Annotated in this window: 28 protein-coding genes and 1 tRNA gene; 9 read left to right on the top strand and 20 right to left on the bottom strand. The window is 63.9% G+C overall.

Translation table 11 applies throughout. The annotated features are described in order from the left end of the window. Window position 1: 1 nt before the first annotated feature. From tsaE to K2L43_RS05050, 4 genes are all read left to right on the top strand, one after another. Complete coding sequence (gene tsaE / locus K2L43_RS05065; RefSeq protein ID WP_103737363.1) at window positions 2-511, top strand: tRNA (adenosine(37)-N6)-threonylcarbamoyltransferase complex ATPase subunit type 1 TsaE; 510 nt, start codon at window positions 2-4, stop codon at window positions 509-511. After that, window positions 508-1956 carry an N-acetylmuramoyl-L-alanine amidase gene (locus tag K2L43_RS05060; RefSeq protein WP_220638626.1) on the top strand — a complete coding sequence of 483 codons (1449 nt, stop codon included), beginning with the start codon at window positions 508-510 and terminating at the stop codon, window positions 1954-1956. The genes tsaE and K2L43_RS05060 overlap by 4 nt, the downstream gene beginning before the upstream one ends. Before the next feature lie 34 nt (window positions 1957-1990). After that, window positions 1991-2323, top strand: coding sequence for a cupin domain-containing protein (locus tag K2L43_RS05055; protein WP_220638625.1), 333 nt, complete (start codon window positions 1991-1993; stop codon window positions 2321-2323). 119 nt (window positions 2324-2442) lie between these two features. Beyond that, the gene (locus K2L43_RS05050; RefSeq protein WP_015912630.1) at window positions 2443-2673 is read left to right on the top strand and encodes a glycine zipper domain-containing protein; all 231 of its coding nucleotides are present in this window, start codon (window positions 2443-2445) and stop codon (window positions 2671-2673) included. Window positions 2674-2781: 108 nt separating this feature from the next. Here K2L43_RS05050 and K2L43_RS05045 read toward each other — a convergent pair whose 3' ends face one another. Beyond that, window positions 2782-3444, bottom strand: coding sequence for a DedA family protein (locus K2L43_RS05045; RefSeq protein WP_172206436.1), 663 nt, complete (start codon window positions 3442-3444; stop codon window positions 2782-2784). Window positions 3445-3657: 213 nt separating this feature from the next. On the opposite strand from K2L43_RS05045, the gene K2L43_RS05040 reads away from it, so the two are divergent. From K2L43_RS05040 to gdhA, 3 genes are all read left to right on the top strand, one after another. Next, window positions 3658-3909, top strand: a complete 252-nt coding sequence (locus K2L43_RS05040; protein ID WP_011804420.1) for a glycine zipper 2TM domain-containing protein — start codon at window positions 3658-3660, stop codon at window positions 3907-3909. 43 nt (window positions 3910-3952) lie between these two features. After that, on the top strand, window positions 3953-5923 hold the full coding sequence (gene mutL / locus K2L43_RS05035) for a DNA mismatch repair endonuclease MutL (RefSeq protein WP_220638624.1): 1971 nt from the start codon (window positions 3953-3955) through the stop codon (window positions 5921-5923). Between the two features lie 330 nt (window positions 5924-6253). Then, the gene (gdhA, locus tag K2L43_RS05030) at window positions 6254-7597 is read left to right on the top strand and encodes an NADP-specific glutamate dehydrogenase (protein ID WP_103737333.1); all 1344 of its coding nucleotides are present in this window, start codon (window positions 6254-6256) and stop codon (window positions 7595-7597) included. 64 nt (window positions 7598-7661) lie between these two features. Here gdhA and K2L43_RS05025 read toward each other — a convergent pair whose 3' ends face one another. Continuing rightward, the gene (locus K2L43_RS05025) at window positions 7662-8291 is read right to left on the bottom strand and encodes a LysE family translocator (protein WP_220638623.1); all 630 of its coding nucleotides are present in this window, start codon (window positions 8289-8291) and stop codon (window positions 7662-7664) included. Window positions 8292-8334: 43 nt separating this feature from the next. Further along, complete coding sequence (locus tag K2L43_RS05020; RefSeq protein ID WP_220638622.1) at window positions 8335-8991, bottom strand: ABC transporter ATP-binding protein; 657 nt, start codon at window positions 8989-8991, stop codon at window positions 8335-8337. 48 nt (window positions 8992-9039) lie between these two features. Here K2L43_RS05020 and K2L43_RS05015 point away from each other — a divergent pair, with 48 nt between their 5' ends. Together K2L43_RS05015 and K2L43_RS05010 are read left to right on the top strand one after the other, a co-directional pair. Then, window positions 9040-9408: a hypothetical protein gene (locus tag K2L43_RS05015; RefSeq protein ID WP_220638621.1), complete on the top strand. Its 369-nt coding sequence runs from the start codon at window positions 9040-9042 to the stop codon at window positions 9406-9408. Window positions 9409-9438: 30 nt separating this feature from the next. Continuing rightward, entirely contained in the window at window positions 9439-11241 is a 1803-nt protein-coding gene (locus K2L43_RS05010) for an ABC transporter transmembrane domain-containing protein (RefSeq protein WP_220638620.1), read from the top strand. Window positions 11242-11293: 52 nt separating this feature from the next. Here the strand turns inward: K2L43_RS05010 and K2L43_RS05005 are convergent, their stop codons facing one another. From K2L43_RS05005 to K2L43_RS04925, 17 genes are all read right to left on the bottom strand, one after another. Then, entirely contained in the window at window positions 11294-11755 is a 462-nt protein-coding gene (locus tag K2L43_RS05005) for a DUF1178 family protein (protein WP_220638619.1), read from the bottom strand. Window positions 11756-11767: 12 nt separating this feature from the next. Next, entirely contained in the window at window positions 11768-12091 is a 324-nt protein-coding gene (locus tag K2L43_RS05000; RefSeq protein ID WP_015912621.1) for a DUF2818 family protein, read from the bottom strand. An 18-nt stretch (window positions 12092-12109) separates the two neighbouring features. After that, window positions 12110-13603, bottom strand: coding sequence for an NADH-quinone oxidoreductase subunit NuoN (nuoN, locus tag K2L43_RS04995; protein ID WP_015912620.1), 1494 nt, complete (start codon window positions 13601-13603; stop codon window positions 12110-12112). A gap of 24 nt (window positions 13604-13627) precedes the next feature. Then, window positions 13628-15103, bottom strand: coding sequence for an NADH-quinone oxidoreductase subunit M (locus tag K2L43_RS04990; protein WP_220638618.1), 1476 nt, complete (start codon window positions 15101-15103; stop codon window positions 13628-13630). A gap of 13 nt (window positions 15104-15116) precedes the next feature. Beyond that, window positions 15117-17132 carry an NADH-quinone oxidoreductase subunit L gene (nuoL, locus tag K2L43_RS04985; RefSeq protein WP_015912618.1) on the bottom strand — a complete coding sequence of 672 codons (2016 nt, stop codon included), beginning with the start codon at window positions 17130-17132 and terminating at the stop codon, window positions 15117-15119. Window positions 17133-17165: 33 nt separating this feature from the next. After that, window positions 17166-17474, bottom strand: a complete 309-nt coding sequence (gene nuoK, locus K2L43_RS04980) for an NADH-quinone oxidoreductase subunit NuoK (RefSeq protein ID WP_015912617.1) — start codon at window positions 17472-17474, stop codon at window positions 17166-17168. Continuing rightward, window positions 17471-18136, bottom strand: coding sequence for an NADH-quinone oxidoreductase subunit J (locus K2L43_RS04975; RefSeq protein WP_015912616.1), 666 nt, complete (start codon window positions 18134-18136; stop codon window positions 17471-17473). Before K2L43_RS04975 ends, nuoK begins: the two co-directional genes overlap by 4 nt. A 44-nt stretch (window positions 18137-18180) precedes the next feature. Next, window positions 18181-18693 (bottom strand): NADH-quinone oxidoreductase subunit NuoI, encoded by a 513-nt coding sequence (gene nuoI / locus K2L43_RS04970; protein WP_015912615.1) that lies wholly within the window; start codon window positions 18691-18693, stop codon window positions 18181-18183. A 12-nt stretch (window positions 18694-18705) separates the two neighbouring features. Further along, window positions 18706-19782 (bottom strand): NADH-quinone oxidoreductase subunit NuoH, encoded by a 1077-nt coding sequence (gene nuoH / locus K2L43_RS04965; protein ID WP_220638617.1) that lies wholly within the window; start codon window positions 19780-19782, stop codon window positions 18706-18708. Continuing rightward, a complete protein-coding gene (nuoG, locus tag K2L43_RS04960) occupies window positions 19779-21911 on the bottom strand; it encodes an NADH-quinone oxidoreductase subunit NuoG (RefSeq protein WP_220638616.1) in 2133 nt (710 codons plus the stop codon). The genes nuoH and nuoG overlap by 4 nt, the downstream gene beginning before the upstream one ends. 15 nt (window positions 21912-21926) lie before the next feature. After that, on the bottom strand, window positions 21927-23288 hold the full coding sequence (gene nuoF / locus K2L43_RS04955) for an NADH-quinone oxidoreductase subunit NuoF (RefSeq protein ID WP_015912612.1): 1362 nt from the start codon (window positions 23286-23288) through the stop codon (window positions 21927-21929). Continuing rightward, a complete protein-coding gene (gene nuoE / locus K2L43_RS04950) occupies window positions 23285-23776 on the bottom strand; it encodes an NADH-quinone oxidoreductase subunit NuoE (protein ID WP_011804402.1) in 492 nt (163 codons plus the stop codon). Before nuoE ends, nuoF begins: the two co-directional genes overlap by 4 nt. Then, window positions 23773-25026 (bottom strand): NADH-quinone oxidoreductase subunit D, encoded by a 1254-nt coding sequence (locus K2L43_RS04945; protein WP_011804401.1) that lies wholly within the window; start codon window positions 25024-25026, stop codon window positions 23773-23775. Before K2L43_RS04945 ends, nuoE begins: the two co-directional genes overlap by 4 nt. 26 nt (window positions 25027-25052) lie before the next feature. Beyond that, window positions 25053-25661, bottom strand: a complete 609-nt coding sequence (locus K2L43_RS04940) for an NADH-quinone oxidoreductase subunit C (protein WP_103737349.1) — start codon at window positions 25659-25661, stop codon at window positions 25053-25055. 10 nt (window positions 25662-25671) lie between these two features. Next, a complete protein-coding gene (locus tag K2L43_RS04935) occupies window positions 25672-26151 on the bottom strand; it encodes an NADH-quinone oxidoreductase subunit B family protein (RefSeq protein ID WP_011804399.1) in 480 nt (159 codons plus the stop codon). 24 nt (window positions 26152-26175) lie between these two features. After that, window positions 26176-26535 carry an NADH-quinone oxidoreductase subunit A gene (locus tag K2L43_RS04930; RefSeq protein ID WP_011804398.1) on the bottom strand — a complete coding sequence of 120 codons (360 nt, stop codon included), beginning with the start codon at window positions 26533-26535 and terminating at the stop codon, window positions 26176-26178. Between the two features lie 76 nt (window positions 26536-26611). Beyond that, window positions 26612-26696: transfer RNA gene (locus K2L43_RS04925), tRNA-Leu, on the bottom strand. Window positions 26697-26816: the final 120 nt, after the last annotated feature.

Raw genomic sequence — 26816 nt, 5'->3', positions numbered from 1 at the left:
GTTGACTGCTGCACACCATCAACACCCGATTGTAGAAACGCCGCACTGCCTGTCGCTGCAATGGAAGGACGAGGAGGACACGGCACGCTTCGCCGTGCGCCTGGCCGCGCAGCCCGGCCTGCGCAATGCCTTCATCGCCCTGCATGGCGACCTGGGTGCAGGCAAGACCACGCTGGTGCGCCACCTGCTGCGCGCCCTGGGCGTGCAGGGGCGCGTCAAGAGCCCCACCTACGCCGTGGTCGAGCCGCACCAGGCACCAGGACTGAACATCTGGCACTTCGACTTCTACCGCTTCAGCGACCCGCGCGAGTGGGAAGACGCAGGCTTTCGCGACATCTTCGCCAGCCCCGGCCTGAAGCTGGCCGAGTGGCCTGGCCATGCAGGAACCCTCATCCCGCCTGCGGATATTGCTATTCACATTGAAGCGGAGGATGATTCAGCCCGGCACGTGACGCTGCGAGCCCACACGCCCCATGGCAGCGCCATACTGCAAGGACTGGACACCCCATGAGCGATGCCCGCCGCCCTTCCCCCCTTCACAGCCGCCGCACCCTGCTGCGCGCGGGTAGCCTGGTGCTGCTGCTGGGCACGCAGCAGATCGCACGCGGCGCCACCATCGTCGCGGTGCGTGTCTGGCCCGCGCCCGACTATTCACGGGTGACCATCGAATCGGACCGCGCGCTCACGGCCCGCCAGACCTTCGTGGACACGCCGCCGCGCCTGGCCGTGGACATCGAGGGTATCGACCTCAACCCCTCGCTGCGCGAACTGGTCGCCAAGGTGCGCGCAGACGACCCCAACATCGCCGGCATCCGCGTGGGCCAGAACGCGCCCGGCGTGGTGCGCCTGGTGGTGGACCTGAAGCAGGCGGCGCGGCCGCAGGTCTTCACGCTGCAGCCCGTGGCCGCGTACCAGCACCGGCTGGTGTTCGACCTGTATCCCGCGCAGCCGCCCGACCCGCTGGAGGCACTGATCGCCGAGCGGCTGCGCGATGCCACCGCGCCGCTGCCCGGCAGCGCGGGTACGGGGCGCGCCATGGCAGTCACCCCATTGACGGACCCTCTGGGTGACCTGATCGCACGGCATTCCGCACCGCAGGCCATGCCCCCTGCCCTGCCCGTGCCGGGCACGGCGGTGGCAACCGCACCCGTGGCGCCGGCAACCGCCGCCCCGGCACGCCCTGCCGCGCCCGCCACCCCGCCTACGACGGCCCGCGCGGCGTATTCCACCGACCGCCTCATCATCATCGCGCTGGACCCCGGCCACGGCGGCGAAGACCCGGGCGCCATCGGCCCGCGCGGCACGCGCGAAAAGGACGTGGTGCTGAAAGTGGCGCACCTGCTGCGTGACCGCATCAATGCCACGCAGGTGGGCGGCAACCCCATGCGCGCCTTCCTCACGCGCGACGGTGACTTCTTCGTGCCGCTGGCGGCGCGCGTGGACAAGGCGCGGCGCGTGCAGGCGGACCTGTTCGTGTCCATCCACGCCGACGCCTTCACCACCCCGTCGGCACGCGGCGCCAGCGTGTTCGCGCTGAGCCAGGGCGGCGCGTCCAGCTCGGCCGCGCGCTGGCTGGCCAACAAGGAGAACGAGGCCGACCTGATCGGCGGCGTGAACCTGGGCGCTCAGCAGGACCGCCATGTGCAGCGCGCGCTGCTGGACATGAGCACCACGGCGCAGATCAACGACAGCCTGAAGCTCGGCAGCGTGCTGCTGGGCGAGATCGGCGGCATGGCCAAGCTGCACAAGCCGCGCGTGGAGCAGGCGGGCTTTGCCGTGCTCAAGGCGCCCGACATTCCCAGCGTGCTGGTGGAGACGGCCTTCATCAGCAACCCCGAGGAAGAGTCCAAGCTGCGGTCCGCCGCGTATCAAGAGCAATTGGCCGACGCGCTGATGCGCGGCATCGTCCGATACTTCGCGAAAAACCCGCCGCTGGCGCGCAGCCGCACCGTCTGAGCAGCGCGGCCGTGCCGGCGGCCAGGAGACCGCCATGGCACTGCCCCACGCCCAGTCCTGCGAAGTCGTCAGCCTCCGGCCCCTGGGGCCGCGCCTGCACGACACGCCCACCTGCGCCCTCATCAAGGCCGGCCAGCTGGAAGTGATCCGCGTGGTGCTGCCCGCCGGTAAAGAGCAGCACCAGCACGACGCACCGGGCGAAATCACGCTGCTGTGCCTGGAGGGCGAGGTGCTTTTCCAGGCCGGCGCGCAGTCGCATACCCTGCGCGAAGGCGACTTCCTGCACCTGGTGCCGCGCATTCCGCATGTGCTGCGGGCGCTGCAGGACGCCTCGCTGCTGGTGACGATCTGTCTCGCGCCGGGTTAGGCCGAGGGCCGCCGCGTCCTACACGCGCCGGCAAGACGGGCCTACACCGGCACCGGGCCGGCGGGGTGACAGTTGAGTCACGGCCCCACACCGGGGTCTGTTGACCATAAGGAGCCACCATGCAATACCGCCACCTTCTCTCCGCCGCCGCCTGCGCAGCCGCCCTGGGCCTGGTGGGCTGCTCGTCCAATCCCACCAACGCCCAGATCGGCACCGGTGTCGGCGCCGTGGCTGGCGGCGCACTCGGTAGCGCCGTGGGCGGCACGGCCGCCACCATTGGCGGCGCCGCCGCTGGCGCGCTGATCGGCCACGAACTGGGTGAGGACCGGGACCGCGATCGCCGCCGTTGACGGCGCGCCTGAGAGCCTCACCATGCAGAACGCCACCCCTCTCGCGAGGCGGTGGCGTTTTATATGGAATATGGCCTTAACGCGCTTCTAGTAAGCGCCACCAGCTATCTATTCAATAGCAACCGCAGTTCCTTGAGCCTTGCGCCCGGCGCGCCATGCGCCAAAGATGGCAATCAGGCCGGGGATGAAGATCATGGCCCAGATGATCTTGTCCAGATGCCGCTGCACCCAGGCCATGTTTCCAAAGAAGTACCCCGCCGTGCAGATGCCCACGACCCACAGTACCGCACCACCGACGTTGTAGGCCGTGAACTTGCACCGCCCCATGGCCGCCACGCCGCCCACGAAGGGAGCGAACGTGCGGATGAAGGGCATGAAGCGCGCCAGCACGATGGTGATGCCGCCATAGCGCTCATAGAACGCATGGGCCTGGTCGAAGGCCTTCTTGTTGAACCAGCGCGAGCTTTCCCACTGGAATACCTTGGGTCCGAAATAGCGCCCGATGCTGTAGTTGCACTGGTCGCCCAGGATCGCCGCAGCCAGCAGAACCGCACAGGCCAGCGGGAAGTTCATCAACCCTGCACCGCTGAGCGCCCCCACCACGAACAGCAGCGAGTCACCCGGCAGAAAGGGCATGACCACCACGCCCGTCTCCACGAACACGATGATGAACAGCAGCGCGTACACCCAGGGGCCATAGCTGGCCACGAAGGCGGCGAGATGCTTGTCCACATGCAGGATGAAATCGATCAGGAACGCAAAGACTTCCAAAACACAAACCTCCCGTTGGCGAAGTGCGCCGTAATGTACCCGCGCCCCCAATGCCCCTGGTTGCACCACGCCACCATTGGCAATTGCTCACACTTGTTGGCAATTGGCAAACAAACCGCGGGGCACACTTCACACGGCCGCGCCATAGTGCACCCACGGCGTGCGCACCGCGCCGCACCTCATTACAAGACCATTTCCCCGAAAGGAACCGCCATGACCGTCCTCCGCCACAGCCGCCTGATCGCCACTGCCGCACTGCTCACGGGCGCCCTTGCACTGGGCGGCTGCGCCCACCGGCCCAGCAACGCACAGATCGGCACGGGCGTCGGCGCCGTGGCCGGCGGCCTGGTGGGCAGCGCGGTGTTTGGCTCCACGCTGGGTACCGTGGGCGGCGCCGCCGCCGGCGCGCTGATCGGCAACGAGGTCGGCCGCAACAACGACCGCGGCTACCGCCACCGCCACTGACCCTCACAGCACCCGCGGTCGCATCGCCACCTAAAATCCCCGCGTGACCGTACAGCCTTCCGACACCGCCCTCGCCCCCGCGCCCCGGCGCCCCATCCGCGACCTGCCCGACGAACTCATCAGCCAGATCGCGGCGGGCGAAGTGGTGGAGCGCCCCGCCTCTGCCGTGCGCGAGCTGGTGGACAACGCCCTGGATGCGGGCGCCACCCAGATCACCGTGCGCCTGCTGGCCGGCGGCGTGCGCCTGATCGCCGTGGAGGACGACGGCAGCGGCATCCCGCAGGATGAGCTGCCGGTGGCCCTGCGCCGCCACGCCACGAGCAAGATCACCAACCTGCACGACCTGGAATCGGTCGCCACCATGGGTTTTCGCGGCGAGGCACTGGCCGCCATCGCGTCGGTGTCCGAGGTGGCACTGCTGTCGCGCACCGCGCAGCAGGCCAGCGCCTTTCTGCTGGATGCGCGCAGCGGCGAGCTGCGCCCCGCGGCACGCAGCCGTGGCACGACCGTGGAGGTCAAGGAGTTGTTCTTCTCCACGCCCGCGCGGCGCAAGTTCCTCAAGACCGACGCGACCGAGCTCGCCCACTGCATCGAGGCCGTGCGCCGCCATGCGCTGGCGCGGCCCGACGTGGGCTTTGCCATCTGGCACGAAGGCAAGCTGGTGGAGCAATGGCGCGCCACCCTGACCCCCGCTGCCACAGCGGACGAGGGCAAACGCCAGCAGGCCCTGCAGCAGCGCCTGAGCGACGTGCTGGGCGAGGACTTCATCCGCGACTCCGTGCCTGTGCACCTGCGCCTGGGCGCAGTCACGGTGACGGGCCGCGCCGGGCTGCCCGACGCCGCCCGTTCGCGTGCAGACCAGCAGTTCTGCTACGTGAACGGCCGCTTCGTGCGCGACAAGGTGCTCACGCATGCCGCGCGCAGCGCCTACGAGGACGTGCTGCACGGCCACAAGCAGCCGGTATACGCGCTGTACGTACAGATCGACCCACAGCGTGTGGACGTGAACGTGCACCCGACCAAGATCGAGGTGCGCTTTCGCGACAGCCGGGAGGTGCACCAGGCCGTGCGCCACGCGGTGGAGAACGCTCTGGCGGCGCCGCGCGCGCAGGCGCTGGCGGCTGCCGCTTCAACTTCTGTAGCACCTGCCGCTCCATCCGTGGGCGATTCAGATAGAAACCCGGCTCATCCCCCCTATTGGCAAGCGCAAGCAGCTATCAAATTTGAAGAGCGCGCAGGCCACAAGGTCTCTGACCTGCAAGCTCTATGGGGCACATCCACGGCTGCGCCACCGCCCGGTATGCCGGCAACCACCGCCATGGCACCGGTCGCTCCAGGCGCGCCCACGGCGCCGTCCTTCTCGCCCGCCAGCGCGGCTCCATTGGCTGCCGTCGACATGGCGACTGCGCACGTCGAGGATGCACACACCTGGCCGCTGGGCCGCGCCGTGGCGCAAGTCCATGGCGTGTATATCCTGGCCGAAAGCGCGCAGGGCTTGGTGGTGGTGGACATGCATGCGGCGCACGAACGCATCGTGTACGAGCGGCTCAAGGCCCAGGTGGACCAAGGTGCACGCATCGCCAGCCAGCCACTGCTCATCCCCGCCACCTTTGCCGCCACCCCCGAAGAGGTGGCGACCGCCGAGGCGCATGCCGACACGTTGGCCCGGCTGGGACTGGAGGTCGTGCCGTTCTCGCCGCGCACCCTGGCCGTGCGCGCCGTGCCCACCACGCTGGCCCAGGGCAACCCCGTGGAGCTGGCGCGCAGCGTCCTGGCTGAGCTGGCCACCCATGACGCCAGCACCGTGGTGCAGCGCGCGCAGAGCGAGATCCTTGCCACCATGGCCTGCCATGGCGCCGTGCGGGCCAATCGCCGGCTGACGCTGGACGAGATGAACGCCCTGCTGCGCCAGATGGAAGTCACCGATCGCTCCGACCAGTGCAACCACGGCCGCCCCACCTGGCGCCAGCTCAGCATGAAAGAGCTGGACGCGCTGTTCCTGCGCGGGCGCTGAGCGCATCCACACACCCTCTCACGCCGCTACCACCCAGCGGCATTCCCTTCTTCCCCGACTGCCTTGCACTGCCAGCGCTGCTTTGGCGGTGCCCAGGGCGGCGCAGCCGTGCCCCTGTCAAACCGTTGCGCAATCCCGCGCAACAGGGCATTCGCCGCCGATTTCGCACAAAAAGCGCGCAAGAAAACGCACCAGCAACGCGCGACAACCCCGAAAACCTGTCCCATTGCGGGGCATCAAATCCAAAATGGTGCATAACCACATGTCGTTTTGACATAATTCGATGCTGCATTGCCGCATCGCTAAATTTCCCTTGAGCAGAAAGTCCTTATGAAGCACCAATCCGTGGGCCATTTCCTTGAACAGGTTGCACAGCGCAACCCCGGCCAGCCTGAATACCTGCAAGCCGTGACCGAGGTCATGGAAAGCCTGTGGCCGTTCATCGAAAAGAACCCGCGCTATGCCGAGCAAGGCCTGCTGGAGCGCCTGGTGGAGCCCGAGCGGGTGGTGATGTTCCGCGTGTCCTGGTTCGACGATCACGGCAATGTGCATATCAACCGCGGCTATCGCATCCAGCACAGCATGGCGATCGGCCCTTACAAGGGCGGCCTGCGCTTTCACCCCTCGGTAAACCTGTCGGTGCTGAAGTTCCTGGCCTTCGAGCAGACCTTCAAGAACGCGCTGACCACGCTGCCCATGGGCGGCGGCAAGGGTGGCTCGGACTTCGACCCCAAGGGCAAGAGCCCGGCCGAAGTCATGCGCTTTTGCCAGGCCTTCGTGACGGAGCTGTTCCGCCACGTGGGTCCCGACACCGACGTGCCCGCGGGTGATATCGGGGTGGGCGGCCGTGAGGTCGGTTTCATGGCGGGCATGTACAAGAAGCTGGCCAACAACGCCGCCAGCGTGTTCACGGGCAAGGGCCTGGCCTTCGGCGGCTCGCTGATCCGCCCCGAGGCCACCGGCTACGGCACGGTGTACTTCGCCGACGAGATGCTCAAGACCCGCGGCCGCAGCTTCGACGGCCTGCGCGTGTCCGTGTCCGGCTCGGGCAACGTGGCCCAGTACGCCGTGGAAAAGGCCATGCAACTCGGCGCCAAGGTCATCACCGTGTCGGACTCCAGCGGCACCATCATCGACGAAGACGGCTTCACCCCCGAGAAGCTGGCCATCCTGATGGACGTAAAGAACCACCATTACGGCCGCGTGAGCGACTACGCCGCCCGCACCGGTGTGAAGTTCGAAGCCGGCGTGCGTCCCTGGCATGTCAAGGTGGACGTGGCTCTGCCCTGCGCTACGCAAAACGAGCTTCATGAAGACGACGCCCGCACCCTCATCAAGAACGGCGTGCTGTGCGTGGCCGAAGGCGCCAACATGCCCTCGACCAACGAGGCAGCCAAGCTGTTCGAGCAGGCGGGCGTGCTGTACGCACCGGGCAAGGCCAGCAACGCCGGTGGCGTGGCCACCTCGGGCCTGGAAATGAGCCAGAACGCGATGCGTCTGTCGTGGACCCGCGACGAAGTGGATGCGCGCCTGCTCCAGATCATGCAGGGCATCCACGCCGCCTGCCTGCAATACGGCAAGCGCGCCGATGGCAGCGTGAGTTACATCAACGGTGCCAACGTGGCTGGCTTCGTGAAGGTGGCCGACGCCATGCTGGCGCAAGGCGTGGTCTGATACTCCTGCGCAGGCCCCGCGCCTGCGGCACACCGCGCAAGCCGGCCCCTGGGCCGGCTTTTTTTTAGCGGTTGGCCGTCAGCAACAAGCCGCCAGCTCCCATGAAGAAGCCACCTGTGGCACGGTTCAGCCGCACCACGCCGCGCTGCGTGCGAATCACGCGGCGGATCTGCCGCCCGCACGTGGCATACACCGCTGTGGCCACGAATTCCGCCATCAGGTAGATGCTGCCCAGCACCAAGAACTGCCGCGCCGCGGGCTGTGCCGGATCGATGAACTGCGGGAAGATGGCCGCAAAGAGGATGATGGCCTTGGGGTTGGTGATGCCCAGCAGGAACTCCTGTGCCATCAGGGCGCGCACCGAGGCGCGCGCGGGTGCGGGTGCCTCATCTCCCTCGACCAGCGCCGCGCCACCGAACTCCCGGCTGCGCCATGCGCGCCAGCCAATCCAAAACAAATAAACGGCGCCGGCCCATTTGACGGCCGTGAATGCGGCCTCCGAAGCCAGCAGCATGGCCCCCAATCCCACGGCCGAGACACTGAGGAAAATGGCGAATGCGGCCACCCGCCCCACGGTCGCGATCAGCGCGGCTGCGACACCGGCGCGGATGCCGTTGTTGAGCCCGCAGAAATTGTTGGGGCCGGGCGTGAGCGCAATGGCAACGGCGGCGGGGGCAAACAGCAGGGCTTCCACGACAACTCCTTGCGCCAGCGGGCGCGGGAAAAGGTGCGCCAGTTTATTCCGGCAGTACCACCCGGTGGCGCCAGGGCAGATCGCCCAACGCATCGTAATGCGCCACTACTAACACGCGCCCAGCGGTGCGGGGTGCACTTGCCTCCCGCTGCAGCGCCTGCAGCAGGTAGGCAATGGACGCCTTGTCCAGGCCGGCCAGCGGCTCATCCAGCAATGTCAGTGGGGCGCCGCTGGCCAGTGCACCGGCCATCAGCACCTTGCGCTGGCTGCCTGCGGAAAGCTGGTGCATGGCCTTGTGCAAATGCCCGGCAATGCCCCAGCCCACGACGTGGGCGTGCCAGTCCTCCTCGGACCAGCGCGCATGGACCGTGCGCAGCCCGGCGGCCCAGTCCCGCGCCGTCATCGCCTGCGGCCACGGCGCGCGCGGGTCGCGCCAAAAGACCTGTGCCCGGTATTGCGCAGGATTCTGAGTCGCGCTCGTGCCATGCAGCAGCATCCGCCCGGCCTGCGGCGCCCACTCTCCGGCCATCAGGCGCAACAGGCTGGTCTTGCCCGCCCCGTCCCCACCCTGCACCAGCACCAGGCCTGCGGGAAAATCCGCGCTCCAATGCTGGAACAAGGGCCGTTGCGCAAAGCCGAAGCAGATCCCGTCGGCCCGCAACGCGGGCGGGGATGCAATAGGCTCGGGGCACTTCAGCATGATTTCTCCTGAAGAAACAGCGCCCGCATCACAGGGCTGGGTTGTCGCATGACTTTGCATTTTCTGGATTTTGACTACAGCGAGGATGAGGAAGGCACGGCCACCTGGGATGCCGTGGCGAGCGTGCCCACGGATCGCCTGCCCGAGCTGCTAGCGGAGATTACAGCGCTGCTGGACTGGGCGCACACCGAGTTCGGCGCTCTGCGCGGCCCGGTCGAGACGGGAGGACTGTGGGACTACGACCTGCAGTGCGAGCGCGACGGGTTGCCCTTGCTGGCGCTGGGGTTCGACATCCACGAACGGCAAATTCATCCACGACCACAATCCCAGCCCCAGGCGTGGGTGACCTTGACGCTGACCCTCAGTGGTGGCCCGGCCTTTGCAGCGGCGTTCGTGGACCGCTTCGGCGCCGCGTAACCCAGCGACTCTTCCGCCCTACACTGGCGCATGGCAAGGTCCACCAACGCTCAGAAAAAACCCCAGGACATGCGCCACCTGATGAGGGAACTGGCGCCGTTCCTGCGTCCCTATCGGATACACCTCGCTGGCGCGATGGCGTTTCTGCTGCTCGCCGCCTTGGCAACGCTGGCCTTTCCCACGGCCCTGCGTCAATTGATCGATGGCGCGATTAGCGCTGCCACCCCGGGGGGAAAGGGCGTCGGCGCACCGGCCTTGCGCACGCACTTTGCAGTGCTGTTCGCGGTCGCCGTGGCACTTGGATTGGCGTCGGCCGCACGCTACTACCTCATGAGCTGGCTGGGCGAACGCGTCACGGCAGATCTGCGCAACGCCGTCTACGCACACGTGCTGCGGCAGAGCCCGGAGTTCTTTGAAACCACGCAAACGGGGGAAGTGCTGTCGCGCCTCACGGCCGACACGACACTGGTGCAGACCGTCGTGGGCTCATCGCTGTCCATGGGGCTGCGCAATGCCGTGCTGGGCGCCGGGGCGCTGGGCATGCTGATCTGGAGCACACCCTACGTGATGGCGCTCGCCTTCGGGGCCATCGTCGCCATCGTGCTGCCGTCGATGTGGATCGGACGGCGTGTTCGGCGTCTGTCACGCGCAAGCCAGGACCGCGTGGCAGATGCCAGCGCCATCGCCGCAGAGGTGTTGGGCGCCATTCCCGTGGTGCAAAGCTACACCGCAGAAGCGCGCGAGGCCGCCCGCTTCGCGGCGGCTACGGAGAGTGCGCTGCGCGCAGCCCTGCGCCGCAGCGGCGCCCGTGCAGCGCTGATGGCCTTCATCATCATTGCCAGCGCCGCGCTGTTGCTGTGGGGGTTGTATCTCGGGGCCCAGGCGGTCCTTGCAGGGACGCTGTCGGCCGGGCAACTGGGGCAGACCATTCTCTATGCGATGTTTCTCGCGGGTGCCGTAGCCGTGCTGGGCGAGGTCTATGGCGACCTGTTGCGCGCCGCGGGTGCGATGGAGCGGCTGATGGAACTGCTCGCAACACGCCCCACGCTTGCCGCACCATCCCGGCCCGCCATGCCGCGGGCCACAGACCTTTCGATCGAGTTCACGGGCGTAGGCTTCTCCTATCCCTCGCGCCCCGTGCCACCCGCGCTGCGCCACTTCGACCTGCGCCTGCTGCCAGGAGAAACCGTTGCGTTGGTAGGCAGCAGCGGCGCCGGCAAGTCCACCGTCTTTCAATTGCTGCAACGCTTCTACGACGTGAGCGAGGGCCGCATCACGTTGGGTGGCGTGGATTTGCGCGACATGGACCCGCAGGTGCTGCGAAGCCACATTGGCGTGGTTCCGCAAGACGCCGAGATTTTTTCCGCATCGGCCCTGGACAATATCCGCTATGGCGATCCGCAGGCGAGCCGGCACGCCGTGGAAGCAGCGGCACGCGCCGCATTTGCCCATGAATTCATCGACGCGCTGCCGCAGGGGTACGACACCTTTCTCGGCGAGCATGGCGTGCGCCTCTCAGGAGGCCAACGCCAGCGCATTGCCATAGCCCGCGCGCTGCTGAAGAACGCCCCCGTACTGCTCCTGGACGAGGCCACAAGCGCCCTGGACGCGCACAGCGAGCGTGCCGTGCAGCTTGCGCTGGACGCCGCGCTTCGCCAGCATTCCCGCCAACGTATTACCCTGGTCATCGCCCACCGGCTGGCCACCGTCCAGCATGCGGACCGCATCGTGGTCATGGACCATGGAAGCATCGTCGAGCAGGGGCGGCACGAGGACTTGCTGCATCAGGGCGGCGTCTATGCCCGCTTGGCAGCGCTGCAGTTCTCGCGTTGAAGGGTCAGTGGGGGCGGCGCCGACGCGCTAGAGCCAGCCAGAGCCAAAAACCCTAGTGCAGAGGCTCTTTCGCTGCCTGCGGTAACGCCAGCGGCAGCACTGCAATACCCTCATCCAGCAGCTCGGCGGTTTCCTGGGGCGTCGCTTGGCCGCGTATGCCGCGCTCTTCCGCCTCGCCGTAGTGCATGCGGCGTGCCTCGGATGCGAAACGGTCTCCCACGTCCTCGGTCTGCGCCATGACCCGGCGCGCCATGGCAAGCCATGCGGCCTGAAAGGCGGCAGATACCCCTTCTGGCGGAACGGGAGCGGGAGCCGTCGCAGGGGCTTGCCGCGATGTGGAGGCCCCGGTGCTCAGGTTCAACCGGGGAGCGCTCACCCCCTTGCGCACCTGCGAGTCTCCGCACATCGGACACTGCACCAGGCCACGTGTCTGCTGGCTGTGAAAGTCCCCCTCACTCGCAAACCAGCCTTCAAACGTGTGGTCGAGCGAACACAGCAGGTCGAGTACCTTCAAGGCCAACCCTCATCAGTCCTCGGCGGCGCTGCGGTCGCGGCGACGCATCAGGTAGCGGTAGACGAACCCCGGAAATGCCAGCGTCACGAACAACGCCCCGGTGACCGCGTAGAACTCCCAGCCCTGGGGCGCAATCTGCCCCGCCCGTTTTTCGAGCGCCAACGCCAGACCACCGACCAGGAAGTACAGCAACACCAATTCCAGCGCGCGGACGAAGAAGGGTTTGCCTTCCCGGGCGCGCGCGCCGACGACCAGCCACCGGTCATTGATGAAAGGGAGATTGGCCGCCACAAGGGCGGCCAAAATTACCAGCCAGATGGCCCCCGTCTGGGTCATGGCAGCCGCGGCGCCCGGTCAGGTGGCGAGGGCGCGCACGATGGCATCGGCGCACAGGGCCATCAGCCCACCCGGCAGCAATCCCAGGACCAGGACCAGAGCGCCATTGATGGTCAGCACCACACGCACGTCCAACGGTGCGGACACGCTGGTAGCAGTCAATGGTGCGTCGAAGTACATCACCTTCACCACGCGCAGGTAGTAAAACGCGCCGATCAACGACATCATGACGGCGAATACCGCCAAGGCGATGTGCAGTACCTGCCCGGACGCGACCAGCGCTTGCAGCACGGCCAGCTTGGCATAGAAACCGACCAGCGGCGGAATGCCGGCCATCGAGAACAGACACACGGCCATCACGCCTGCGTACAGCGGGCTGCGCTGGTTCAGACCGGCCAGGTCGGAAATTTCTTCGCTTTCAAAACCTTCGCGCGCCAACAGCAGGATCACACCGAAGGCCGCCAACGTGGTGAGCACATAGGTCACCACGTAGAACATGGCGGAGCTGTAGGCGTTCTCCACAGCGGTGGCGTCCACGTTGCCATGCACCACACCCGACATCAGGCCCAGTAGCACGAATGCCATCTGCGAGATCGTCGAGTACGCCAGCATGCGCTTGAGATTGGTCTGCATGATCGCAGCCAGGTTACCCACCAGCAGCGACCCGATGGCCAGTACCGCAAGCATCTGCTGCCAGTCGATGGCCAGCGGCAACAGGCCGTCCACCAGCAGGCGGATGGTCATGGCGAACGCGGCCAGCTTGGGTGCGCTGCCGATGAACAGCGTCACGGCCGTGGGCGCGCCCTGGTAGACGTCTGGCACCCACATATGGAACGGAACCACGCCCATCTTGAAAGCCAGCCCGGCGACCACGAACACCAGGCCGAACACCAGTACTTGGTGACGGATCTGCCCCGCGTTGATGGCCTTGAATACCTGGCCGATGTCCAGCGAACCGGTGGCGCCGTAGAGCATGGACAGGCCATACAGCAGGAAGCCGCTGGCCATGGCGCCCAGTACGAAATACTTCATCGCGGCCTCGGTGGCCGTGGTGTTGTCGCGCCGCAGGGCCACCAGGGCATAGCTGGAGAGCGTGAGCAGTTCCAGGCCCAGATAGATCAGCAGGAAGTTGTTGGCCGAGATCAGCACAAACATCCCCAGCAGAGCGAGCATGGTCAGCGTGAACAACTCACCACCACGCAGCATGTCGCGGTCCGCGGCATAGGGACGGCCATAGACGAGCAAAACCATCACGGCCACGGTCGCGAAGCACTTGAGCCAATTGCCCATGGCATCGCTGACCACCATGTTGCCCCAGGCATAGAAGGTGTTGCCACTGCTCGCGTACATGGCCTGGAGCGCGGCAACCACCGCCAGGGTGAGCATGGTGAGCACGTAGGTTCCCGTGCGGCGCGCGCTGCTGACGCCCAGATCCACCAGGGCAATCACGCAAGCCATGACCAGCAGCACGATCTCGGGATAAATCGCCAGCCAGCTGATGTTGTCAATCATCTCGTATCTCTCGGTTCAGTCTGGTCAGTTGAGCTTGGATTGCGCCACATGCTTGAGCAACTCTGCCACGGACACATCCATCACGTCCGTGAAGGGCTTGGGATAGACGCCCATGTACAGCACGGCAATCGCGAGCAACCCCAGCACAAGGAATTCCCGTCCGCCAATATCCGTCAGGCCGCGCACGTTGTCGTTCGTGACGGGGCCCAGATAGACGCGCTTGTACATCCACAGCGAATAGCTGGCGCCCAGGATCAACGCCAACGCCGCGCCAAGGCCGACCCAAAAGTCGAACTTCACGGCGGCGATGATGACCATCCATTCACCGACGAAGCCCGCCGTAGCCGGCAGCCCGCAATTGGCCATGGTGAACAGCAGCGCAAAGGCCGCGAACTTGGGCATGGTGTTGACCACGCCGCCATAGGAAGCGATCTCGCGCGAATGCACGCGGTCGTACAGCACGCCAATGCACAGGAACATGGCGCCGGACACGAAGCCGTGCGCAATCATCTGGACCAGGCCACCCGAGACACCCATGTCATTGAAGACGAAGAAGCCCAGCGTGACAAAGCCCATGTGCGCAACCGACGAGTAGGCCACGAGTTTCTTCATGTCCTTTTGCACCATGGCCACCAGCCCCACGTAGATCACAGCCACCAGCGACAGGGTGATCATCAGCCACGCCCATTCGCGCGAAGCGTCCGGCGCGATCGGCAGCGAGAAGCGCAGGAAACCATACGCGCCCAGCTTCAGCATGATGGCGGCCAGCACTGCGGAGCCGCCCGTGGGCGCTTCCACGTGCACATCGGGCAGCCAGGTATGCACCGGCCACATTGGCACCTTCACGGCAAATGCCGCGAAGAAGGCGAAGAAGAGCAGGGTCTGCGCGGTCGCCGACAGGGGCAGGTTGTGCCACGTAGCGATGTCAAAGCTGCCGCCGGACTGGTTGTACAGGTAGATGAACGCAATCAGCGTGAGCAGCGAGCCCAGCAGCGTGTACAGGAAAAACTTGAACGCCGCATAAATCTTGTTCGGCCCGCCCCAGATACCGATGATCAGGTACATGGGGATCAGCGTGGCCTCGAAGAACACGTAGAACAGCATGCCGTCCATGGCGCTGAAGACGCCGACCATCAGACCCGAAAGGATCAGGAACGCCCCCATGTACTGATTCACCCGCTCGGTGATCGATTCCCAGGAGGCAATCACGACGATGACGGTGATGAACGCCGTCAGTGGCACGAACCAGAAAGCGATGCCGTCCACACCCAGGTGGTAGTAGACGTTGAAGCGCTCGATCCACATGGACTTTTCGACAAACTGTGCAGCCGCGCTGCCGTTGTCGAAGCCGCCCATGAGCGGGAGCGTGACGGCCAAACCCAGCAGCGCGCCGATGAGCGCCAGCCAGCGGACCATGCGTGCATGCTCGTCGCGCCCCAAGGCCAGCAGGAGGGTGCCGAAAGCAATGGGCACCCAGATGGCAAGACTCAACAAACCCATTTTCTTTTTTCTCCTACTTGTTGAGCCAGACGAAATAAGTCATGAGCGCGAACACACCCAGGATCATCACCAGCGCATAGTGGTAGACATAGCCCGACTGGAGCCAGCGCACCAGGCCTGCGATACGTCCCACGAGCTTCCACGAGCCGTTCACGAGTGCTCCGTCGATCACGCCTTGGTCGCCGCCCTTCCACAGGGCAATGCCCAGGCCACGGGCACCACGTGCGATGATGTTCTCGTTGATCCAGTCGAGGTAGTACTTGTTTTCGAACAAGGTATAGATCGGCTGGAACATACGCTTGATGGCCGCGGGCAGCGCCGGGTTGACCATGTACATGTAGTACGCCATCGCGACGCCAGCCAGTGCCAGCCAGAATGGTGCCGTCTGCAGGCCGTGCAGAGCCATGGCCAACGGACCGTGGAAGATCTCCGCCAGTTCCGCCATCGCAGGGTGCTTGGCGGCGTCCACGAAGATCACGTCCTTGAAGAAATCGCCAAACAGCATCGGCTGGATGGTCATGAAGCCGATGAGCACGGAGGGAATGGCCAACAGAATCAGCGGGACGGTCACCACCCACGGGGACTCATGCGGCTCATGATGGTCATCGTGGCCATGGTGGTCGCCGTGGTGCGCATCGGGATTTTGGTCGTAGCGTTCCTTGCCGTGGAACACAAGAAAATACATACGGAAGGAGTAGAACGCCGTCACGAACACGCCGGCCAGCACGGCGAAATGGGCGAAGCCCGCAGCCGGCAGCGTGCTGGCATGCACCGCTTCGATGATGCTGTCCTTGGAATAGAAGCCTGAGAACAGCGGCGTGCCGATCAGGGCCAGAGATCCCAACAGCGAGGTAATCCAAGTGATGGGCATGTATTTGCGCACGCCTCCCATCCAGCGGATGTCCTGGTTGTGGTGCATGCCCATGATCACCGAGCCGGCGCCCAGGAACAGCAAGGCCTTGAAGAACGCATGCGTCATCAGGTGGAAGACGGCCACCGAATAGGCCGATGCGCCCAGGGCGACGGTCATGTAACCCAGCTGCGACAGCGTGGAATACGCCACCACCCGCTTGATGTCGTTCTGGATGATGCCCAAGAAACCCATGAACAGTGCGGTGATCGCGCCGATCACCAGAATGAAGTTCAGCGCGGTATCCGACAACTCAAACAGCGGCGACATGCGCGACACCATGAAAATGCCGGCCGTCACCATGGTGGCCGCGTGAATCAGCGCCGAGATCGGTGTCGGGCCTTCCATCGAGTCGGGCAGCCACACGTGCAGCGGGAACTGAGCAGACTTGCCCATCGCGCCGATGAACAGGCAGATGCAGATCACGGTGATCAGCATCCAGTCGGTGCCGGGGAAGCCAATCGCGCCCAGTTCGCCCGACTTGGCGAAGATCTCGCTGTAGTTGAAGGTGCCCGCGTAGGCAGCGATCAAGCCAATGCCAAGGATGAAGCCGAAGTCGCCGACGCGGTTGACCAGGAAGGCCTTCATGTTGGCGAAGATCGCCGACTGTTTGTTGAACCAGAAGCCGATCAGCAGGTAGGACACCAAGCCCACCGCTTCCCAGCCAAAGAACAGTTGCAAGAGGTTGTTGCTCATGACAAGCATGAGCATGGAGAACGTGAACAGCGAGATGTAGGCGAAGAAACGGTTATAGCCTTCGTCCTCCTCCATGTAGCCGATGGTGTAGATGTGCACCATCAAGGAGACGAAGGTCACCACGCACATCATCATGGCGGTGAGGCTGTCGATGAGGAAGCCCACCTCCATCTTCAGACCGCCCACCACCATCCACGTATAGATGGTCTCGTTGAAACGGGCGCCATCCACAGCCACGCTCTTGAGCGTCATCGCCGAGAGCACGAAGGCGACCAACACCCCCAGGATGGTGAGCGAATGGGAAGCACGGCGACCGAACCAGTTGCCGCCGAAGGCCGTGCCAAAGATGCCCGCAAGCACGGAGCCGACGAGCGGCGCCAGGGGCACCGCCAGCAGCGTCGAAGCAGAAAGGGTTTGACTCATTCTTGAGAACCTTGCAAGTACCGGGGCGACCCATCAACCCTTGAGGGTGTTGAGATCTTCCGCATCGATGCTGGTCTTGTTACGGAACAGCAGCACCAGGATGGCCAGGCCAATGGCGGACTCAGCAGCCGCCACCGTGAGGATGAAGAACACGAATACCTGACCGTGCATATCGCCCAGGTAATGAGAAAACGCCACGAAGTTGATGTTGACCGCGAGCAGCATCAGCTCGATCGCCATGAGCAGGACGATGAGGTTCTTACGGTTCAGGAAGATGCCAATCACCGCCAGGGCGAACAGCATGGCGCCCAGCGAGAGAAAGTGACCCAGAGTCAATGTCATTGCTTCTTCTCCTCTGCAGACTCGGGGACTGCTGGCGCAGCGGCCTGCTGCGTGACGGGCAACTGGACCATGACAAGGCGATCACGGGCACGCACGCGCACCTGCTCCGAAGGGTCAATGGCCTTGGAGTCCTTGCGCTGGCGCAAGGTCAGGGCGATGGCTGCAATCATGGCCACCAGCAGGATCACCGCAGCCACCTCAACGGGGTACAGGTACTCTGTGTAGAGCAGTTTGCCCAAGGCTTTGGTGTTCGAGTAAGGCACCACCTGCCCCGCAGCATTCACCAGCACTTCGACGGCCTTGGGCTCTTCGATGCCACGAAAACCAGTCATGAGCACAGCGGCCATCTCGAATGCCACCAGGGCACCGATGAATGCCGCCAAAGGAAAGTGCTTCCAGAAACCGCGTCGCACGGTATCGATGCGGATGTCCAGCATCATCACGACAAAGAGGAACAGCACCATCACGGCGCCCAGGTAGACGAGCACCAGCGTGATGGCGAGGAATTCCGCCTTCAGCAGAAACCACACGCCGGCGGCCTGCGAGAAGGCAAGAATCAGATGCAGCACGGCATGCACGGGGTTGCGCGCCGTGATGACCCGGAAGGCCGCGTATAGCAGCACTACCGAGAACAAGTAGAAGAAACCGGTTTTGGCGTCCATGAATCGGGTCTTTTCAAAAAGTCAGGTGCGGTGAGGCAACCCGATCAACGGTACTTGGCGTCCGCCGCCTTGGCGGCTGCGATCTCGGGCTCGTAGCGGTCGCCCACGGCCAGCAGCATGTCCTTGGTGAAGTACAGATCACCGCGCTTCTCGCCGTGGTATTCGAAGATCTGCGTCTCCACGATGGAATCCACCGGGCAGCTCTCTTCGCAAAAGCCACAAAAAATGCACTTGGTCAGGTCGATGTCATAACGGGTGGTACGGCGCGAACCGTCCTCACGCACGTCCGACTCGATGGTGATGGCCAGCGCCGGGCACACCGCTTCGCACAGCTTGCAGGCAATGCAGCGCTCTTCGCCGTTGTCGTAACGGCGCAGCGCGTGCAGGCCGCGAAAGCGCGGCGACAACGGCGTCTTCTCCTCGGGGAACTGCACAGTGACCTTGCGACGGAAGGTATAGCGACCGGTCAGGGCCATGCCCTTCGCCAGTTCCCAGAGCATGAAGCTCTTGAAGAAATCCTTGATTGAAAAGGATGCAGGAGCAGCAACAGCAGCCATGGATGTCCCCGCTTATTTCCAGATGTTCCAGGGCGACAGCAACCAGGCGCCCACGATCAACAGCCATACCAGCGTGACCGGAATAAAGATCTTCCAACCCAGACGCATGATCTGGTCATAGCGGAAGCGCGGGAACGTGGCACGAATCCAAATGAACATGGATACCACCAGGAACGTCTTGATGCCCAGCCAGATCCAGCCCGGAATGAAGCCCAGGGCTTCGATCGGCGGCAGCCAGCCGCCCAGGAACATCACCACCGCCAGGATGGAAACCAGCCACATGCTGGCGTATTCGGCCAGGAAGAAGATGGCGAAACCCATGCCTGAATACTCGACCATGTGACCGGCGACGATTTCCGCCTCACCTTCCACCACGTCAAACGGGTGGCGGTTCACTTCGGCCACGCCCGAGATCAGGTAGACCAAGAAGATGGGCAGCAGGGGCAGCCAATTCCACGACAGGAAGTTCAGGCCCATGGCCGCCATCGTGCCCTGCCCTTGGCCCAGCACGATCTCGGTCAGGTTCATGCTGCCCGACACCATGATGACGACCAGGAAGCAGAAGCCCATGGCAATTTCGTAGCTCACCATCTGTGCAGACGCACGCAGCGCGCCTAGAAAGGCGTACTTGGAGTTGGACGCCCATCCTGCAATGATCACGCCGTAGACCTCGATGGAGGTGATGGCCATGATCAGCAAGAGACCCGCATTGACGTTGGCCAGCGCTACATCGGGCCCGAAGGGAATCGCCACCCAGGCCGCCAGGGCAGGCATGATGGCCATGACCGGGCCGAGGTAGAACAAGCCCTTGGCCGCGGCCGTGGGCTGGATCAACTCCTTCGAGAGCAATTTCAGACCGTCAGCCAGAGGTTGCAGCAAACCGAAGGGACCCACGCGGTTGGGGCCCATGCGCACCTGCATGAAGCCCAGCAGCTTGCGCTCCCACAGCGTCAGGTAGGCCACGGCACCCATCAGGGGGCCCACGATGCAGACGATCTTGACCAGGATCCAGAGTACGGGCCAAGCCACCCCGGTCCACCATCCGGCGGCAACCAGATTGAGGCCGCCGTTGTAGATTGCATCGATCATGCGGCGACTCCTTCACGTGCCGCGCGCGCGTCGGCAGTCAGTTGCAGCGACGGTGCGCGGCGCACCAGGCTGTCGAGCTGATAGATGGCTGCCACGACGGGTTCAGCACACTCGCCGCCCAGCTTCGGCTCGGCCGATGTGGCGTTGCTCAGGCGCTCCGCCGGCAGCAGCGTGCACTCACCTGCGGGCTTGCCGGTCGCACGGACCAGCACATCCTGGGACGTCTCGTAGTCCATGCCTTCCAGCCCGAGCAGATTGCCCAGCACGCGCAATACCTTCCACGCGGGACGCGCCTCGCCGGCCGGTTTGACCACGGCATGGAAGCTCTGCAGGCGCCCTTCGGCGTTGACGAAACTACCCGAGGTCTCGGAGAACGGAGCGATCGGCAGCAGCACGTCGCTGAACTCGAGGTTGGTCTTGAACGGGCTCAGCGTGACGACCATGTCGGTCTGCGCCAAAGCTTGAGCCGCTGCAGCACCCAAGGCGGAGTCGTGCTCAGGCTCCACATTCAGCAGCAGGGCTGCCTTCAGGCGGCCATCCAGCATTTGTGCAGCGTTCAGCCCGCCCTCTTGGGGTTGCGCACCCACGAACTGCGCACCGACCGTATTGGCGGCCTCCGTCAGGTAACCCACCGTCGCTCCGGTCTGGGCACCGATCCACTGCGCCAGCGCCAGCAGGCTTGACGCTTGGGCATGATGGGCAGCACCATTGCCCAGCAGAATGGCTTTGCGCTCCCCCGTCAGCAATGCAGCAGCAATGGCCCGGGCTTCTTCGCTGGTGGCAGCTCCTTGCACGGGGGCAGCCACGCCCTTCTCTGCAGCGATGGCGGCTGCGACTTCCGCCAGCGCCGTGCTCCAGCCGGCCGCTGGGGCCAGCTTGGTGCGGACATTCGGAATGGCCCAATCAATTGCTACTGAATTAATAGCGTTTACCGCACACCCATGGCGCGCTGCCTGCCGAATTCGCTGTGCAAACAAGGGATGGTCCTTGCGCAGATTCGAGCCAACGACCAACACGGACTGCAGCGTGCTCAGGGATGCGATGGACGTCCCCAGCCAGCGCACACCTTCGGCCTTGCCGAACTCCGCATGGCGCAGACGGTGGTCGATGTTGTCGCTACCCAACCCGCGCACCAGCGCGCCGGCCAGGAACAACTCTTCTACTGTGCTGTGCGGGCTTACCAGCGCTCCGATGCTCTGGGCGCCGTGCTCGGTCTTGACGCACCGCAGACCGTTGGCCACATATTCCAGAGCCGTCTGCCAATCGACTTCCTTCCACTCCCCGCCCTGTTTGAGCATCGGACGTGTCAGGCGGTCGGGGGAATTCAATGCCTCATAGGAAAAACGGTCGCGGTCAGCAATCCAGCACTCGTTGACATCCTCGTTCTCGAACGGGACGACGCGCATGACCTTGTGGTTCTTGACCTGCACAATGAGATTGGCACCCGTGGAGTCGTGCGGACTCACGGATTTGCGGCGAGACAGTTCCCACGTGCGGGCGCTGTAGCGGAAGGGCTTGCTGGTCAGTGCGCCCACCGGGCACAGGTCGATCATGTTGCCCGACAGTTCCGAGTCGACCGTATCGCCGATCACGGTCGTGATCTCCGAATGCTCGCCACGGTTCACCATGCCAAGTTCCATCACGCCGGCGATTTCCTGGCCGAAACGAACACAACGCGTGCAATGGATGCAGCGGCTCATCTCTTCCATGGAGATCAGCGGGCCTACGTCCTTGTGCGCCACCACGCGCTTTTCCTCGCCATAGCGCGAGGAATCGCCGCCATAACCTACGGCCAGATCCTGCAACTGGCATTCGCCGCCCTGGTCGCAGATGGGGCAGTCCAGCGGATGATTGATGAGCAGGAACTCCATCACCGACTGCTGGGCCTTGATCGCCTTGTCGCTCTTGGTGCGCACGATCATGCCCTGCGTCACAGGCGTGGCGCATGCAGGCAGGGGTTTGGGGGCCTTCTCCACCTCCACCAGGCACATGCGGCAATTGGCGGCAATGGAAAGCTTCTTGTGGTAGCAGAAATGGGGAATGTAGGTACCCACCTTCTCGGCCGCATGCATCACCATGCAGCCTTCGGTGACTTCTACCTTCTTCCCGTCCAGTTCGATTTCAACCATATGCTGTACTCGCGTTCAGGCGCTGGCGGGGGTGGAACCCGATGGGTGGGCGTTTCGGATCAGCGCTTCAAACTCCGGACGGAAATGCTTGAGCATGGCGCGCACCGGCATGGCTGCCGCATCGCCCAGCGCGCAGATGGTCCGGCCCTGAATGTTGTCCGCGACGGAATTGAGCAGGTCCAGATCGCTCTCCCGCCCGGCTTCGTGCTGGATACGATTGATCACGCGCCACATCCAGCCCGTGCCTTCGCGGCAGGGTGTGCACTGACCGCAGGATTCATGCGCGTAGAAATACGACAGGCGCAGCAGGCTCTCCACCATGTTGCGGGAATCGTCCATCACGATCACGGCGCCCGAGCCCAGCATGGAGCCGGCCTTGGCGATGGAGTCGTAGTCCATCGTGCATTCCATGATGATGGACGCCGGCAACACGGGAGCGGAAGAACCGCCCGGAATCACCGCCTTGAGCTGGCGACCCTTGCGCACGCCACCCGCCAGTTCCAGCAGCTTGGCAAATGGCGTGCCCAGGGGCACTTCATAGTTGCCTGGACGCTCTACGTCGCCGGACACCGAGAAGATCTTGGTGCCACCGTTGTTGGGCTTGCCACACTCGAGGTATGCCTGACCGCCATTGCGGATGATCCACGGCACCGCGGCGAACGTCTCGGTGTTGTTGATCGTGGTGGGTTTACCGTACAGGCCAAAGCTGGCCGGGAATGGGGGCTTGAAACGCGGCTGGCCCTTCTTGCCTTCCAGCGATTCCAGCAACGCCGTTTCCTCGCCGCAGATATACGCCCCAAAGCCATGGTGCGCATGCAGCTGAAAGCTGAAGCTGCTGCCCAGGATGTTGTCACCCAGATAGCCCGCAGCGCGCGCCTCTTCCAACGCCGCTTCAAAGCGCTCGTAGACCTGGAAGATCTCGCCGTGGATGTAGTTGTAGCCCACAGAGATGCCCATCGCGTAGGCCGCGATGATCATGCCCTCGATCACGATGTGCGGGTTGTACATCAGGATGTCGCGATCCTTGCACGTGCCCGGCTCCCCCTCGTCGGAATTGCAGACCAAGTATTTCTGGCCAGGGAACTGACGCGGCATGAAGCTCCACTTCAGGCCAGTCGGGAAGCCCGCACCACCACGGCCGCGCAGACCGGATTCCTTCATGGTGGCGATCACCTGGTCCTGGGTCAGGCCTTCACCACCATCCTTGCCCAGCAGCTTGCGCAGGGCCTGGTAGCCTCCCCGGGCCTCGTAATCCTTGAGGCTCCAGTTGCTGCCGTTCAAGCCCGCATAGATCTGCGGATTGATATGGCGGTCATGGAAGCAGGTCTGTACGCCCGTCGCCTGAAACTGCGACAGCACTTGTGCAGCCGTGGTCATTGTTTGCCCTCCGCAGCGCGCAGGCCATCCACCATCTGGTCGAGCTTGTCGTCGTCCATGAAACTGCACATGTTGCGGTCATTGACCAGCATCACGGGCGCGTCAGCGCAGGCCCCCAGGCATTCGCATTGCTGCAAGGTGAAAAGGCCATCGGCGGTGGTTTCGCCCATGGAAATGCCCAGCTTCTTCTCAAGGTGGTGCAGCGCATCCTGCCCACGGCGCAGCTGGCACGGCAAATTGGTGCAGACGGCCAGCTTGTACTTGCCCACCGGCTGCTGGTTGTACATGTTGTAGAACGTGGTGACCTCATGCACGGCGATCTGGGGCATGCCCAGGTACTCGGCGATCACGGCCTCGCTCTCGGCGCTGACCCAGCCCTGTTCCTGCTGGACGATGGACAGGCACGCCATCACCGCAGACTGTTTCTGGTCTGCGGGGTATTTCGCCACTTCGCGGGCAAAACGTTGCTTGGTCGCTTCGGTAATCATCGGTCAATCTCTCCGAACACGATATCCATGGTGCCGATGATGGCCACGGCATCGGCCAGCATGTGGCCCCGCGCCATTTCGTCGAGTGTGGCCAGATGCGCGAACCCGGGTGCGCGGATCTTCAGGCGGTAGGGCTTGTTCGCACCGTCGCTCACCATGTAGATACCGAACTCCCCCTTGGGATGCTCAACGGCCGCGTAAGCCTCGCCGGCCGGCACGCGGAAGCCTTCCGTGAAGAGCTTGAAATGGTGGATCAGCTCTTCCATGTTGGACTTCATGGCCTCGCGCGAGGGCGGCGCGATCTTGTGGTTGTCCGTGATGACGGGGCCGGGGTTGGCCCTGAGCCAATCGACGCACTGCTTGATGATGCGATTGGACTCGCGCATCTCTTGCACGCGAACGAGATAGCGGTCATAGCTATCGCCCGTCACCCCGACCGGCACATCGAAGTCCACACGGTCATAAGCGTCATACGGCTGCTTCTTGCGCAGGTCCCATGCAATGCCCGAGCCGCGCAGCATCGGGCCGGTCATGCCCAGGTTCAACGCGCGCTCAGCCGGCACCACGCCGATACCCACCGTACGCTGCTTCCAGATCCGGTTGTCTGTCAGCAGGGTCTCATACTCGTCTACGCACTTGGGGAAGCGCTGCGTGAAATCGTCGATGAAATCCAGCAGCGAACCCTGGCGGTTACGGTTGAGCTCCTCGATAGCCTTGGCGTTCTTGATCTTGCTGACCTTGTACTGGGCCATGCTGTCCGGCAGGTCCCGGTACACGCCTCCCGGACGGAAGTAGGCCGCGTGCATGCGAGCGCCAGAAACGGCCTCGTACATGTCGAACAAGTCCTCCCGCTCACGGAAGGTATAGATGAGGATCGTGGAGCTGCCGCAGTCGTTGCCGTGCGAACCCAGCCACATCAGGTGGTTCAGCAGGCGCGTGATTTCGCCGAACATCGTTCGGATGTACTTCGCGCGCAGCGGCACCTCGATGCCCAGCATCTTCTCGATGGCCAAGCAGTAGGCCTGCTCGTTGCACATCATGGACACGTAATCGAGACGGTCCATGTAGGGCAAGGACTGGATGTAGGTCTTGTGCTCTGCCAGCTTTTCGGTGGCACGGTGCAGCAGCCCGATGTGCGGGTCGGCACGTTGTACGACCTCGCCATCCAGTTCCAGCACCAAGCGCAGCACGCCGTGTGCTGCCGGGTGCTGCGGTCCGAAGTTCAGGGAGTAGTTCTTGATTTCAGCCATGGTCGATCACCCAGCGGCATGCCGCCTCAGTGCAGGCCTCCGTACTTGTCTTCGCGGATGACGCGCGGCGTCACTTCGCGCGGCTCGATGGTCACGGGCTCATAGATCACGCGACGCTGGTCGGCGTCATAGCGCATCTCGACATAGCCGGACAAGGGGAAGTCCTTGCGGAACGGGTGGCCGATGAATCCGTAATCGGTCAGGATGCGGCGCAGATCGTTGTGCCCATCAAACACGATGCCGAACAGATCGAATGCCTCGCGCTCAAACCAGTTGGCCGAGTTCCAGATGTCGGTAACCGAGGCGACGATGGGGAAGTCGTCGTCGGAGCAGAACACCTTCACGCGCAACCGCTGGTTGAGGGAAACGGAGAGCAAATGGGAAACCACGGCGTAGCGCGGTCCTTCCGAGCCCGTGGCGCCATAGGCAGAATAGTCGACGCCGCACAGATCAATCAATTGCTCGAACTTGCAATCGGGCGCATCGCGCAGGATTTGCATGGCTTCGAGATAGCGCGCAGCGGACACCACCACGGTCACCTCATCCAGCGCCACCGAGATCTGGCGCACGCGGTCACCCAGAGCGGAGGCAACCACGTCCCGCAGGCTCTCGGGGTGAATGGCAATAGCAGTCATCTTCGTCCCTTCAGGCGCGCGCAATGGTGTGGGTGCGGCGGATCTTCTGCTGCAGCTGGATGATCCCGTAGATCAGCGCCTCGGCCGTCGGAGGACAACCCGGAACGTACACATCCACAGGGACGATGCGATCACAGCCACGCACCACCGAATAGCTGTAGTGGTAGTAGCCCCCGCCGTTGGCACAAGAGCCCATGGAGATGACCCAGCGCGGCTCGGCCATTTGGTCGTACACCTTGCGCAGAGCGGGCGCCATCTTGTTGCACAGCGTGCCGGCCACGATCATCAGGTCCGACTGTCGCGGGCTCGCCCGGAACACTTCCGCGCCAAAACGCCCCAGGTCATAACGTGCGGCGGCAGCATGCATCATCTCGACAGCGCAGCAGGCCAGTCCGAAGGTCATGGGCCAAAGGGATCCGGTCTTGGCCCAGTTCACCACGGAGTCATAACTCGTGGTGATGAAGCCTTCCTTCATCACACCTTCAATCATTGCGTCATTCCTTTGAGCGGCGGCTCATTCCCAGTTGAGGGCGCCTTTTTTCCATTCGTAGGCAAAGCCCACCACGAGGATGGCCAGGAAAACCAGCACAGCGACAAAGCCCGTCACCCCCACCTCTTGCAGAGTCACCGCCCAAGGGAAGAGGAAGGCAATTTCCAGGTCGAACAGAATGAAGAGGATGGCCACCAGATAGTAGCGCACGTCGAACTTCATACGCGCGTCTTCAAATGCCTCGAAGCCGCACTCATAGGGGGAGTTTTTCGCCGGATCCGGGCGATTGGGGCCAAGCACATAGCCCAGAAGAAGCGGCACCACACCGACACCGATGCCGACCAGAATGAACAATAGGACAGGGAGGTATTGATCGAGGTTCATCTGGCAGATGTGCTCACCGCTGAAAAACCGCCTCGCATGCCCCGCAACGCGGATCAGGGAGGCGGCTTCTTGTGATTGGTGCCGTCGGCGAGACTCGAACTCGCACAGCTTTCGCCACTACCCCCTCAAGATAGCGTGTCTACCAATTTCACCACGACGGCTGCTGTATGCATCTGGATGGCATGAGGACCGGAAATAACGGTTTTGGCTTTCCAGACAATTCGGGATTCTACCCCGGAAAAACCCTGTCACAAACGGATGAGGCGTTTTTTTGCGACGCC

The organism is Diaphorobacter sp. MNS-0 (genome assembly GCF_019602835.1).
In the GTDB taxonomy this organism is placed as follows: Bacteria; Pseudomonadota; Gammaproteobacteria; order Burkholderiales; family Burkholderiaceae_C; genus Diaphorobacter; species Diaphorobacter nitroreducens.
The sequence above is the reverse complement of the archived record's forward strand: the minus strand, read 5'-3'. Positions and strand labels throughout refer to the sequence as shown.

Bases quoted from the DNA above. Each gene is read 5' to 3' on its own strand.
- K2L43_RS04930 (WP_011804398.1), bottom strand. From the start codon at position 26,535: ATGAACCTCGATCAATACCTCCCTGTCCTATTGTTCATTCTGGTCGGC.
- K2L43_RS04940 (WP_103737349.1), bottom strand. From the start codon at position 25,661: ATGACTGCTATTGCCATTCACCCCGAGAGCCTGCGGGACGTGGTTGCC.
- nuoN (WP_015912620.1), bottom strand. From the start codon at position 13,603: ATGATTGACAACATCAGCTGGCTGGCGATTTATCCCGAGATCGTGCTG.
- K2L43_RS05050 (WP_015912630.1), top strand. From the start codon at position 2,443: ATGCAATACCGCCACCTTCTCTCCGCCGCCGCCTGCGCAGCCGCCCTG.
- nuoL (WP_015912618.1), bottom strand. From the start codon at position 17,132: ATGAGTCAAACCCTTTCTGCTTCGACGCTGCTGGCGGTGCCCCTGGCG.
- K2L43_RS05010 (WP_220638620.1), top strand. From the start codon at position 9,439: ATGGCAAGGTCCACCAACGCTCAGAAAAAACCCCAGGACATGCGCCAC.
- K2L43_RS05000 (WP_015912621.1), bottom strand. From the start codon at position 12,091: ATGACCCAGACGGGGGCCATCTGGCTGGTAATTTTGGCCGCCCTTGTG.
- K2L43_RS04990 (WP_220638618.1), bottom strand. From the start codon at position 15,103: ATGGGTTTGTTGAGTCTTGCCATCTGGGTGCCCATTGCTTTCGGCACC.
- nuoE (WP_011804402.1), bottom strand. From the start codon at position 23,776: ATGATTACCGAAGCGACCAAGCAACGTTTTGCCCGCGAAGTGGCGAAA.
- nuoF (WP_015912612.1), bottom strand. From the start codon at position 23,288: ATGACCACGGCTGCACAAGTGCTGTCGCAGTTTCAGGCGACGGGCGTA.
- K2L43_RS04975 (WP_015912616.1), bottom strand. From the start codon at position 18,136: ATGGACGCCAAAACCGGTTTCTTCTACTTGTTCTCGGTAGTGCTGCTA.
- nuoG (WP_220638616.1), bottom strand. From the start codon at position 21,911: ATGGTTGAAATCGAACTGGACGGGAAGAAGGTAGAAGTCACCGAAGGC.
- K2L43_RS05055 (WP_220638625.1), top strand. From the start codon at position 1,991: ATGGCACTGCCCCACGCCCAGTCCTGCGAAGTCGTCAGCCTCCGGCCC.
- K2L43_RS05015 (WP_220638621.1), top strand. From the start codon at position 9,040: ATGACTTTGCATTTTCTGGATTTTGACTACAGCGAGGATGAGGAAGGC.
- K2L43_RS04945 (WP_011804401.1), bottom strand. From the start codon at position 25,026: ATGGCTGAAATCAAGAACTACTCCCTGAACTTCGGACCGCAGCACCCG.
- nuoI (WP_015912615.1), bottom strand. From the start codon at position 18,693: ATGGCTGCTGTTGCTGCTCCTGCATCCTTTTCAATCAAGGATTTCTTC.
- gdhA (WP_103737333.1), top strand. From the start codon at position 6,254: ATGAAGCACCAATCCGTGGGCCATTTCCTTGAACAGGTTGCACAGCGC.
- K2L43_RS04935 (WP_011804399.1), bottom strand. From the start codon at position 26,151: ATGATTGAAGGTGTGATGAAGGAAGGCTTCATCACCACGAGTTATGAC.
- nuoH (WP_220638617.1), bottom strand. From the start codon at position 19,782: ATGATCGATGCAATCTACAACGGCGGCCTCAATCTGGTTGCCGCCGGA.
- nuoK (WP_015912617.1), bottom strand. From the start codon at position 17,474: ATGACATTGACTCTGGGTCACTTTCTCTCGCTGGGCGCCATGCTGTTC.
- K2L43_RS05060 (WP_220638626.1), top strand. From the start codon at position 508: ATGAGCGATGCCCGCCGCCCTTCCCCCCTTCACAGCCGCCGCACCCTG.
- K2L43_RS05020 (WP_220638622.1), bottom strand. From the start codon at position 8,991: ATGCTGAAGTGCCCCGAGCCTATTGCATCCCCGCCCGCGTTGCGGGCC.
- K2L43_RS05040 (WP_011804420.1), top strand. From the start codon at position 3,658: ATGACCGTCCTCCGCCACAGCCGCCTGATCGCCACTGCCGCACTGCTC.